At 28.9% G+C, this 12091-nt stretch carries 8 protein-coding genes, 1 tRNA gene and 4 pseudogenes; 8 read left to right on the forward strand and 5 right to left on the reverse strand.

Going from position 1 to position 12091, the window contains the following annotated elements:
- The first annotated feature begins 87 nt into the window (after nt 1-87).
- Nucleotides 88-176 (forward strand) — tRNA-Ser (locus HMPREF3247_RS02710).
- Between the two features lie 1092 nt (nt 177-1268).
- On the opposite strand, the pseudogene HMPREF3247_RS02715 reads toward HMPREF3247_RS02710, so the two are convergent.
- Together HMPREF3247_RS02715 and HMPREF3247_RS14805 are read right to left on the reverse strand one after the other, a co-directional pair.
- Nucleotides 1269-2058 (reverse strand): annotated as a pseudogene (locus HMPREF3247_RS02715) (DUF1829 domain-containing protein).
- 36 nt (nt 2059-2094) lie between these two features.
- Nucleotides 2095-2622: pseudogene (locus tag HMPREF3247_RS14805) on the reverse strand (hypothetical protein).
- Nucleotides 2623-3420: 798 nt separating this feature from the next.
- Here HMPREF3247_RS14805 and lukE point away from each other — a divergent pair.
- Both lukE and lukD read left to right on the forward strand, forming a co-directional pair.
- Complete coding sequence (gene lukE / locus HMPREF3247_RS02725) at nt 3421-4356, forward strand: bi-component leukocidin LukED subunit E (protein ID WP_000473594.1); 936 nt, start codon at nt 3421-3423, stop codon at nt 4354-4356.
- 1 nt (nt 4357) lies between these two features.
- Entirely contained in the window at nt 4358-5341 is a 984-nt protein-coding gene (gene lukD, locus HMPREF3247_RS02730; protein ID WP_000782446.1) for a bi-component leukocidin LukED subunit D, read from the forward strand.
- A 369-nt stretch (nt 5342-5710) separates the two neighbouring features.
- Here the strand turns inward: lukD and HMPREF3247_RS02735 are convergent, their stop codons facing one another.
- Nucleotides 5711-6502 (reverse strand): DUF1828 domain-containing protein, encoded by a 792-nt coding sequence (locus tag HMPREF3247_RS02735; protein WP_000543844.1) that lies wholly within the window; start codon nt 6500-6502, stop codon nt 5711-5713.
- Between the two features lie 4 nt (nt 6503-6506).
- On the reverse strand, nt 6507-6980 hold the full coding sequence (locus HMPREF3247_RS02740) for a DUF6978 family protein (protein ID WP_000550252.1): 474 nt from the start codon (nt 6978-6980) through the stop codon (nt 6507-6509).
- Nucleotides 6981-7175: 195 nt separating this feature from the next.
- Between HMPREF3247_RS02740 and HMPREF3247_RS02745 the strand changes: the two are divergent.
- Nucleotides 7176-7454 (forward strand): annotated as a pseudogene (locus HMPREF3247_RS02745) (BsaG protein); the annotation flags it as partial.
- Between the two features lie 471 nt (nt 7455-7925).
- Here HMPREF3247_RS02745 and HMPREF3247_RS02750 read toward each other — a convergent pair.
- On the reverse strand, nt 7926-8504 hold the full coding sequence (locus HMPREF3247_RS02750) for a DUF4888 domain-containing protein (protein ID WP_001092769.1): 579 nt from the start codon (nt 8502-8504) through the stop codon (nt 7926-7928).
- 963 nt (nt 8505-9467) lie between these two features.
- Here HMPREF3247_RS02750 and splA point away from each other — a divergent pair.
- From splA to HMPREF3247_RS02775, 4 genes and pseudogenes are all read left to right on the forward strand, one after another.
- On the forward strand, nt 9468-10175 hold the full coding sequence (gene splA, locus HMPREF3247_RS02760) for a serine protease SplA (RefSeq protein ID WP_070866186.1): 708 nt from the start codon (nt 9468-9470) through the stop codon (nt 10173-10175).
- A gap of 124 nt (nt 10176-10299) precedes the next feature.
- Nucleotides 10300-11022, forward strand: coding sequence for a serine protease SplB (gene splB / locus HMPREF3247_RS02765; protein ID WP_001039447.1), 723 nt, complete (start codon nt 10300-10302; stop codon nt 11020-11022).
- A 57-nt stretch (nt 11023-11079) separates the two neighbouring features.
- The gene (gene splC, locus HMPREF3247_RS02770) at nt 11080-11799 is read left to right on the forward strand and encodes a serine protease SplC (RefSeq protein ID WP_001038867.1); all 720 of its coding nucleotides are present in this window, start codon (nt 11080-11082) and stop codon (nt 11797-11799) included.
- 120 nt (nt 11800-11919) lie between these two features.
- Nucleotides 11920-12091 (forward strand): annotated as a pseudogene (locus HMPREF3247_RS02775) (serine protease); the annotation flags it as partial.

The raw sequence follows: 12091 nt of genomic DNA on the forward strand, positions 1-12091 counted from the left end.
GCGGTAACACGGGTTCGAGTCCCGTAGGAGTCATACAAGCAGAAGTGAAATATCGCTTCTGTTTTTTTATTACATATTTATTGTTGAGGAGAGTTGTCCGAGTTGGCCGAAGGAGCACGCCTGGAAAGTGTGTAGGCGCCACAAGCGTCTCGAGGGTTCGAATCCCTCACTCTCCGTTTTAGCGCTTAAAATGGTTTAAAATCATTTTAAGCGCTCTTTTTATTTTAGACTCAACCCCTTGATATATCTGCATTTGAACTATTATCCTCATTTTTACATTTCTTATTTATTTATATCCATTTAAAATTTTTTAGCCACAATGTGACTAATTTTTGATGATTAATCTTAATTTTAGTCACAAGATTTTGAAGATTAGTCACAAAACAAATCATTCAGATTTTTTTCTATAAATTTAGTTTCATTATCTTCAAATTCTTTAATCAAATGCGAATATGTTTTAAGCGTTGTATGTACATCTGCATGACCTAATCGTTTTGAAATGTAATGTTTAGCTGTTACTTAAAGAAAATCAAATATTATATATACGCTTGAAAAAATAAAATAATAATATTATAATATAATCAATCGGCATCTACGTGCGGATTTTAAAGAAAAGCGTAGCATAACCAGGAGTTAGTCGATTTTTAATAAATTCGACTAAATTATTAATAAAGGCTAAAGTAATTAGTTTACTTTAGCCTTTATTGCATTTGTAATTTATAGAACTGCGAACAGGGGACTACTGTTAATTTATGTGATTAAAGTTTCAATGATATTTGATTTATTAGACCATTTCAAAAACGCAAGGTTCTCATTTTCTGCTACAGTTTGCGGTCTTTGGAAGATATATCATTTTTGAACTCTACATTTTGTTGAGAGTATCTGGTTATATTTGCAAAATGGTATGAACATTTATCATCACTTATTAAGTTATCTTGATGATTGAATGACCCAGTATTTATTCAGTTCGAGAAGATTGAGAGTGTTAAATCGTATTCGAGTATAATTTCGATTCTAGTCATACCATTTTCATAAAGTTTAGCCATTTGTAACTTAAACTATGAACTAAATGATCTTCTTTCTCTTGTCAAAATAAAATCGCCTATCCACATAGTTTAACAATAATTATTCTCAAATAATTTGTTTAGCTATGTGTAGACGATTCTGCATTATCAATAAGGCTATTCAATTTGCTATCTTAAGCTGTTTCGAATTTTTCAAATTCGTTTCATTTAATATAAACATTGATATTATCACGTCTATAAATATTAAATCAATAAACCTATCTTTTCATCTAATTCGCTATAATCTATTGTACTAATATAGTTTTCATGAAGAAGATTTTTATTATGTTCATTTATTTCTTTTTTTGAGTCATTTAAAATAAAAATAAACTCATTTTGCCTGTGTCTTTTTATTTTTTTTTGCTTGCATAGCATCCGTTATTTTCGACTTAATAATCATAGAATTATTAGGGTTAGAAATAACATTGATAAATTTTTCTTTTTGATTTTTCTTAGCGCTAATAAAAAAGTCGAAATTATGAACAACACCACTGCTTCCTATAATAGGTATATCTCTTCCGTAATAAATGTTATGTTCATCCAATTTGTTTGCAACATCTTCTGTAAATATGTTCTGTGACTTAGGATTAGAAAGTAAGTACATATCATTAACAAATATAAGGCACTGTAATAAATTATGTTTCGATTTATTAAAATTTTTAAAGTTAGTTTGAACAAAAATTTCGTGAGTTTTATCGTTATATTTAATACCGTAAGCTGAAAGGTGCTCTTCAAAAATCTTTTTACGTTTTTTAAATTTATTTATAGAAACACCGTTATTTTCTAAACCAAATATAGTATAGCCGTCATCAGTCAGTGTAATCATGTCTCTGGACTGATCGTATAAAGCGTATATTTTTAAATTATCTAAAGAATTATCTTTAAAAGGGGTATCTATTTTTACTGAATTGTTTGATAAATTAGAAAACTCTAAAATCTGATTATACCAATCAAGATATTCTTTTTTTAATTTTTTAGCATCAAACGTAGTCATATTATCCCTCCTTTATTCAAGGTCTTTTATATTTTTTTACTCTAAAAACGACATATACACATTATACAAGTTATAGATGTCGGGGAAATCTTTCAAGTTAATTTCATAAGCAAACCTATCCTTTTTATCACACTTATCATTATATATGTGAATATGACTTTTCGGAGCGATTGTTCCATCTGGATTATCGTGAGTACCACCGTTAATATCTATTCTAACTAGGGTGTGATAGGTATCTTTGAAAATGATTGAAATTGAAAACCTATCTTTTTCTATGTTATCCCTTTTTATTGTTAAGAAGTACTTTATTCCTAACTTAAAACTTATTATTTCTTGCCTTTCATTTATTCGACTAGCAACTATTGTTTTTTATTCATTTACATCGATATGAGTTTCTGGATATTTTAATTCATTTATTAATAATTTTACGTGCTCATCGTCAAGACTATTTAAATCAAGTTTAGCCATGTCTGTTCCTCCTTTAACGTTGTATAGGCATTAATTTTTAATACTTTCTTATTTGAAAAAAGCAAAAAAAGATAGGTGAGATGCATACACAACCAAAAGTGTATATCATCAATTTAGTACCTCGCAATATAATTTTATACAATGTATAATAAGATTTAAAGATGTAGTTCATCAACATTTTCATAGGGGATTTTTAAAATTAAGTATTGAAAAATAAAATATTTATATTATAATATAAATAAGTCAACGACCATGCGTGGACAGTAAAACGAAGTACATGCGAATGTAGTAGCCGTTTACTATGAGACTAGGCATTATAATTGAATATCATAGTATAAATTGCCATGAGAGTAGAAGCTTCAGTTTATGAAGACTTCGAAATCATGGTTTTTTATTTTTAAAGTGAAATTTTAGTTCATAGTAAATATATATATGTTTTTAATTCGGCTAAATCATAGCATTAAATTTTTTAGATGAAGCTAGCGATATTACGAAATGATATATAGAAGATTTCAGTTATAACAGTATACGAAGTAATCCTCTCCATTTAACGGACAATAGTTAATAATCAGTTAATTTTAAATTCAATTATAGATTATTTGTCATAATACAAACATTATTTTTGAAGATTTGATTAAAGTTCGTTTTTATTTTTATAGCGAAAAGATTGAGTATCGGTAATTTTATCATATTGTTCGAATATAAAGGGAACTATTTAAAGGTAATGAAGGTTGCGCCAAAATGACCGGTTTTCAGCAGCATAAATGAATAAATTGTGTCATTTTTAATATTTTATAGCATTTTATTTTTTAATGAACAGTTAATTTTATAAATAAGTGAAATAATCTATAATAAATTTGTATTAAAAATTTATATAGAAAGAAAGTGAAACTTATGTTTAAGAAAAAAATGTTAGCTGCAACTTTGTCAGTAGGACTGATTGCACCTTTAGCATCTCCGATTCAAGAATCTAGAGCAAATACTAATATTGAAAATATTGGTGATGGTGCTGAAGTAATCAAACGTACGGAGGATGTAAGTAGTAAGAAATGGGGCGTTACTCAAAATGTCCAATTCGACTTTGTAAAAGATAAAAAATATAACAAAGACGCTTTAATTGTTAAAATGCAAGGTTTTATTAATTCCAGAACTTCATTTTCAGATGTGAAGGGTAGTGGATATGAATTAACTAAACGAATGATTTGGCCATTCCAATATAATATAGGACTGACGACTAAAGATCCAAATGTTAGCTTAATCAATTACCTTCCTAAAAACAAAATAGAAACTACTGATGTTGGTCAAACATTAGGATATAACATTGGAGGTAATTTCCAGTCAGCACCATCTATAGGTGGCAATGGCTCATTTAATTATTCTAAAACAATTAGTTATACCCAAAAGAGTTATGTCAGTGAAGTAGACAAGCAAAACTCAAAATCAGTTAAATGGGGTGTTAAAGCAAACGAATTTGTTACGCCTGATGGTAAAAAATCTGCGCATGATAGATATTTATTCGTACAAAGTCCAAATGGTCCGTCAGGTTCAGCAAGAGAATATTTTGCTCCTGATAATCAATTGCCACCTTTAGTTCAAAGTGGCTTTAATCCATCATTTATCACTACACTATCACATGAAAAAGGTTCAAGTGATACGAGTGAATTTGAAATTTCATATGGTAGAAACTTAGATATTACATATGCGACTTTATTCCCTAGAACTGGTATTTACGCAGAAAGAAAGCATAATGCATTTGTAAATAGAAACTTTGTAGTTAGATATGAAGTTAATTGGAAAACACACGAAATTAAAGTGAAAGGACATAATTAATATGAAAATGAAAAAATTAATCAAATCATCAGTTGCTTCATCAATTGCACTGCTTTTGCTATCGAATACAGTTGATGCAGCTCAACATATCACACCTGTAAGCGAGAAAAAAGTAGATGACAAAATCACTTTATACAAAACAACAGCAACATCTGATAATGATAAATTGAATATTTCTCAAATTTTAACGTTTAATTTCATTAAGGATAAAAGTTATGACAAAGATACGTTAGTACTTAAGGCAGCCGGAAACATTAATTCAGGTTATAAAAAGCCTAATCCAAAAGATTACAATTACTCACAGTTTTATTGGGGCGGTAAGTATAATGTTTCGGTTAGTTCAGAATCAAATGATGCTGTAAATGTTGTTGACTATGCACCTAAAAATCAAAATGAAGAATTCCAAGTTCAACAAACATTAGGTTATTCTTATGGCGGAGATATTAATATATCTAATGGCTTATCAGGTGGATTGAATGGATCAAAATCATTTTCAGAAACAATAAATTATAAACAAGAAAGTTACAGAACTACGATTGATAGAAAAACAAATCATAAATCAATTGGCTGGGGTGTTGAGGCGCACAAAATTATGAATAATGGTTGGGGACCATATGGTAGAGATAGTTATGACCCAACATATGGTAATGAACTGTTTTTAGGTGGTAGACAAAGTAGTTCAAATGCTGGACAAAATTTCTTGCCAACACATCAAATGCCTTTATTGGCGCGTGGTAACTTTAACCCAGAATTTATAAGCGTACTTTCTCATAAACAAAATGATACAAAAAAATCTAAAATCAAAGTAACTTACCAAAGAGAAATGGATAGATATACTAATCAATGGAATCGACTACACTGGATTGGTAATAACTACAAAAATCAAAATACAGTAACGTTTACATCTACTTATGAAGTTGATTGGCAAAACCATACTGTTAAATTAATCGGTACGGATTCTAAAGAAACTAATCCTGGAGTATAGAATTGTATATGATTAAATAATCAACAAAGTGCAATTATTTTAATTATCAAACGGAATTAAAGTACTAACATAATTTTTATTTACACACATGATAATTTTTAGTTAGGGAAATGTAGATTGCTTTGCTAAATATCAGGGTGCTAAATTTGCGAAATTAGAATTATTTAGAAACTTCCAACATATAAAAAATTATTAAAAAAATGGAACCACGTCTTAATCGGCGTGGTTCTTTTTGTATATATAGCATCTATAATTGTATGACGGTAAAAGTTCATTACAAACTTGGTATTGGTAAATTTATCATTTTAAGTATCGGTGATTTAATTGAAATAGAAACTATTATCGAAGAAACACTATATAACACGATAATTATAGGTTACTAAACTTTTCTTCAAGTTGTTTTTTGTTTTCAAATGAAAACACCTCTACATTATATTGAGATAACATAGTTGATACTGCTTCGCTAATATCATCTTGTTGTTCTGTAATGATATTAAGTCTAGCATTAGAATCAAAATTTTTATTTCTATGTACTTCAACATCATTCCAATCGAAAAGGACATTTTTTGCATTGTTTTTATCGATTCGTTTAATTGTTTTAACATACTCTGTAGCTTCTCCTGGAAATACTGCTTCGAAACTATGGATTAACTTAGATTTCCCCTCTACCTTAAATTCGGGAAATATATTAGGATAAATCTTTCTGTTTGATAGAAAATATTGCATCACTTCGTCTTTAAATAATGACTTAATATTTTCTTTCTTTAATATTCCCAAATAACTAATCTCGGAAATAGCCAAAACATAATCATGAATGGCTTGAGATAAGTCTATTCTATTTGTATAAAAGTTTATGTGCTTATTTTCAATGACTAGACCGTAATTTTGTACAATATTATTGAGAAGTTGATACTTTTTTTGTTTTTTATGATTAGTTAAATCTAAACCAAATTGTTCCATGTTCCATAAAGTTTCACCATGATCAGTTAGTTTATATCGATCCCCTGAAAAAGATATATTTACAGAAATAGAATCACCAAAATAATCGACGATAGGTGAATAAAATTCTATGGTCTCATTTTCTAATGGGATAAACTTTGATTCTGCTTGTAAGTAATCAAAATAGTCTTTGCTAATAGATTTAATTGTGTTGTCATGCATAGTATCACCAACTCATGAATAGATTAGTTTCAATTTTAATATTATCATTATGATTAGTTTTTGTATATTCAAGCAAAGTAAATAATTGTTTTACAAAATCAGAGCTATCGTCAAATATATTATAAGGTAAAGGATATGCTTTCATATGGGTTGCGCCGTCAGCTTTTTGTATAAATTCTTTTTCAGAAAATATATTAATTCTATTTCCCCTTATTTTCTCATTATTAGAGTTTTTATGAAAACCGTCATTAAGATTTAAACGTAACAAGCTATAGTTGTAACGGCATTCTCTGAAATTTATAGTTGCTTTTCCAGGCTTTAAAAAATAGCTTAAAGTGAAAAAGTATTCAGAATTACATGATGTTATGTTAATATCTCCCTTACAAGTTTCGTCTAATTTAATGTTGTATTGTTCAAGTATTTCTTTACTTAGATTTACTAAATAATTTAAATCTTCATCGTTCAGTTTCAAATGCATTTAAACATCTCCTTAGTTTAGATTTTACGATCTTAAATCCTTATATTATTTTCAGTATTTGTAGTAAGTTATACAGATGTTTTCTATAAACTTAATAATTATTCCTTTTTAGCGTCATAATCGTATAGCAATACATGACAATGGAATATTTATTAATTTATTTAATACCGTCATTTTTAACATTATTAATAATTTGTGATAATGTTAGATATATTTTTCATTAAAGATGTAATGGCTATTGTTGCCGGAATTTTAATGTTTATTTTTAACGTCTATTTTGGCTTAGAAGTGCTTGGAGATCATTCGTGGTTCTATTTACCAATCACATATGCTACACGTTACGTTTATATGTTTATAGAAGGGAGTATACCAGTTACATTAACATTGGCGATCTATATTATTATCACGTTGCTATTAGCAGTTTTACTCTTTAAAGGATTTAAAAAATGGAGCGGTAGAACAATTAAAGATTAAAGATTGGGGCGCTAATGGTAAAAGAAATTTAGTTGCGTTGAAAAGGGAGAAAAGAGAACAGATAAATATGAATACAAAATAATTTTGTATTCGGACAACAGGGGTATTAGACGCGATTGACAATGTCTGGTTAATTAAACGTAATGTTTATTTAAGCGATGAATATTAGGTGCAAAGTTTTTGGATTTGAATGTAATTGAGGTTTATTGATTAGACATTTTATTGAATTGCGTGTTATTATATAAATGTAAAAAAGACGACATGCGCGAACATGTCGTCTAAGCAAGCCAAACGCTGGCTTCTAAAATATTTTTTTAACCATTCCAACTTGCCAAAGTTAATGCGGAATGGTTTTTTTATTTTCCGCTAATTGAAATAAAAATGACGTTTTAATATATTATGGGCTAGGTGGTTTGTAAGAAAGAGTTAGTTATTAAGGTTTTATGAATTAAGGAAATTTGAATTTAAGGTTTAATCAATTGTGATTTTATCAATGAAGCGTTTTTTGAATGTAGTTCCACTGTTACTTGAGATTCCTTCACCAACTTTACCAGAAACAGTAGTATTTGTATTGTTAGACTTATCATTACAATGTATAGTTACTTTTTGTCCATCTGCTACTAAACCTTTATCTTTTAACTTTGTTGTTAATGAATCCCATGTTTTTTTAGTGTCTAGTTCTTTGTTAAAGTCATCGTAGACATTTTCCTTAGTTAAATCGATTTGTTTTAATCCTTTAAAATCAATTTTTTGATTGAAATTATCGCCGTTATCATTTCCAGGCGCAGACACACTAGATGAATTATCGTCTTTAAGTGAATAAGTTACTTTTATATCTTCGTCTTTATTACCGCTAATAATATCTGAATCAATTAATGATAATTTAACTTTATTCCATAATTGACCATCTGTCATTTTTTCTTCTGCTTTAGCTGTTTTAACAACTTTATTTGTATCTAATCCTAAGTATGAAGAATGTAAGCCTGTTCCTAATGTTGTTAATACTAAAGCACTTGCTACTAATGTTTTACCTAAAAATTTTGTATTCATTTTAATTGCTCCCTTTTTTATATTGTAAACGTTTACAATGAAAATATAATAATAATTTTTTAAAAGAACAATTAACTAAATATCAAAAATTTATTAACTATCTATTAACTAAAAAATAGAATAATTTTTTAACATAGTTTTGTTGTTTTGAATTATAAAAACTAAAGTAAAAATGTTGGATGTGAAAGATTGTTGATGAGAATTTTGGGATGTAGATAAATATCAAACTAGTCTATAGGTAAAAATTTATAATTAATTTGAAAAGAATGTCTCAAATAATGTTTGAATTAGCAGGTGTCATACTAAGTAATGTTAAGTAAACATTTTACACTTTATCAGAACAAAAAAGACATGCATCAACATGTCAGTGAAACTAATCCATATTATCTTAACAACGAAATTGAATCGAACCTGTAAAACGTATTTACAAATCGCAACTACTCTATCCAAGGCAAAATCGCAAAATCTGATCCCCGAAATAACATATCTCGAAAAAAATTCCATAATTCAATCATCTTCAATAATTAACAATACATTACTAGTTCCAAATATACTCATACATTCATGTTTCATTGATTGACTGCATATTGTCATAAATAATAGGGGAACTAATCGCTAATAATATTGTTAAACACAATACATAATAAAGTGAAAGATTATAAATACGTGAATTGTTCACCATTCCGCCATATATTCACACTAACCTAATTTCCGAATAAATATTACAATTTTAATTCAATAATTAATATTTAAGACCAAAATAATCCTAAAAAGTCAATTTTAATTGCGTGATATTGAGTTTTAAGCATATTTAAATAAATGAGTCAATTCATGTACAATTATTTAATAATATGTTAATAAGTAGTTAATTAATATTTAATTAATATTTTTATATAAAATGTATATAGTAAATGTGTATCTAGATACATTAACTATAAAAATAAATTTGGAAGGAGGTAAAATATGAATAAAAATGTAATGGTTAAAGGTTTAACTGCTTTAACTATTTTAACATCTCTTGGTTTCGCTGAAAATATTTCTAATCAGCCTCATTCAATTGCCAAAGCAGAAAAGAATGTCAAAGAAATTACCGATGCAACAAAGGCACCATACAATTCAGTGGTAGCATTTGCGGGTGGTACTGGTGTAGTTGTTGGTAAAAATACAATCGTAACTAACAAACATATCGCTAAAAGTAATAATATTTTTAAAAATAGAGTAGCAGCACATCATTCGAGCAAAGGTAAAGGCGGAGGAAACTACGACGTTAAAGACATTGTAGAATATCCTGGAAAAGAAGACCTTGCGATAGTTCATGTTCATGAAACAAGTACAGAAGGTTTGAATTTTAATAAGAACGTTAGTTATACAAAATTTGCAGACGGAGCAAAAGCGAAAGATAGAATTTCCGTTATTGGTTATCCAAAGGGTGCACAAACAAAATATAAAATGTTTGAATCAACTGGAACGATTAATCATATCAATGGAACATTTATGGAATTTGATGCGTATGCGCAACCAGGGAACTCTGGATCACCTGTATTGAATTCTAAACATGAACTGATTGGTATTTTATATGCAGGTAGTGGAAAAGATGAATCTGAAAAGAATTTCGGTGTTTATTTCACACCACAATTAAAAGAATCTATTCAAAATAATATTGAAAAATAAGTACCATCAATTCATTCGTGAAGTTGATTTTTTAAAGAACGGTTAAGAAAACGGTTACATAATTAACTAAATTTACTGAATTATGTATCTAGATATCAAAATAATTAAAAGAGAGGAACTTAAAATGAACAAAAACGTAGTCATCAAGAGTTTAGCAGCATTAACAATTTTAACATCTGTAACAGGTATTGGAACAACATTGGTTGAGGAAGTACAACAAACTGCCAAAGCAGAAAATAATGTCACAAAAGTTAAAGATACTAATATTTTTCCATATACTGGTGTAGTTGCTTTTAAAAGTGCAACTGGATTTGTAGTTGGAAAGAATACTATTTTAACAAATAAACATGTGTCGAAAAATTACAAAGTGGGCGATCGTATTACTGCACATCCAAATAGTGATAAAGGTAATGGTGGTATTTATTCGATTAAAAAGATTATTAATTATCCAGGTAAAGAAGATGTATCAGTCATTCAAGTTGAAGAGCGTGCAATAGAACGTGGACCAAAAGGCTTTAATTTTAATGATAATGTAACGCCATTCAAATATGCGGCAGGGGCTAAAGCTGGTGAGCGAATTAAAGTGATTGGTTATCCACACCCATACAAAAATAAATATGTTTTATATGAGTCAACTGGCCCTGTGATGTCAGTAGAAGGTAGCAGTATTGTATATTCAGCGCATACTGAAAGCGGAAACTCTGGATCACCTGTATTAAACAGCAACAACGAATTAGTTGGTATTCATTTTGCTTCTGATGTAAAAAATGATGATAACAGAAATGCATATGGCGTCTACTTTACACCAGAAATTAAAAAATTCATTGCAGAAAACATAGATAAATAAACAAATTGACTTTAAACGAGCGTTGCAACATATCTCGAATTGTAAAGGAGCTTGAAAATGAATAAAAATATAGTCATTAAAAGCATGGCAGCATTAGCCATTCTAACCTCAGTAACTGGAATAAATGCTGCAGTCGTTGAAGAGACACAACAAATAGCAAATGCAGAGAAGAATGTTACGCAAGTTAAAGATACAAATATTTTTCCATATAATGGCGTCGTTTCATTTAAAGATGCGACAGGTTTTGTAATTGGAAAAAATACAATTATCACCAATAAACATGTATCAAAAGATTATAAAGTTGGCGATAGAATTACTGCCCATCCAAACGGTGACAAAGGAAATGGTGGTATATATAAAATTAAAAGCATTTCTGATTATCCGGGTGATGAAGACATCTCTGTCATGAATATTGAAGAACAAGCAGTCGAACGTGGACCAAAAGGCTTTAATTTTAATGAAAATGTCCAAGCATTCAATTTTGCGAAAGATGCTAAAGTTGATGACAAAATTAAAGTTATTGGTTACCCATTACCTGCTCAAAATAGTTTTAAACAGTTTGAATCTACAGGAACTATAAAAAGAATCAAAGACAATATTTTAAATTTTGATGCATACATTGAACCCGGGAATTCAGGATCACCAGTTCTAAATTCTAACAATGAGGTCATAGGTGTGGTGTATGGCGGTATTGGAAAAATTGGTTCTGAATATAATGGTGCCGTATACTTTACGCCTCAAATCAAAGATTTTATTCAAAAGCACATTGAACAATAAACAAATGTAAATATACACCATGAGCATGTGTTCAATAATTTTAATGAAAAACATCGGTCGAATATAACATAAAAAAACGTCTATATCAAAAGCATCATGAATAAACAGAGGAGCAGAAAAATGAATAAAAATATAATCATCAAAAGTATTGCGGCATTGACGATTTTAACATCAATAACTGGTGTCGGCACAACAGTGGTTGATGGTATTCAACAAACGGCCAAAGCCGAAAATAGTGTGAAATTAATTACCAATACGAATGTTGCACCATACAGTGGTGTTACATGGATGG

It is taken from the genome of Staphylococcus sp. HMSC36A10, from assembly GCF_001838845.1.
Taxonomy (GTDB): domain Bacteria; phylum Bacillota; class Bacilli; order Staphylococcales; family Staphylococcaceae; genus Staphylococcus; species Staphylococcus aureus.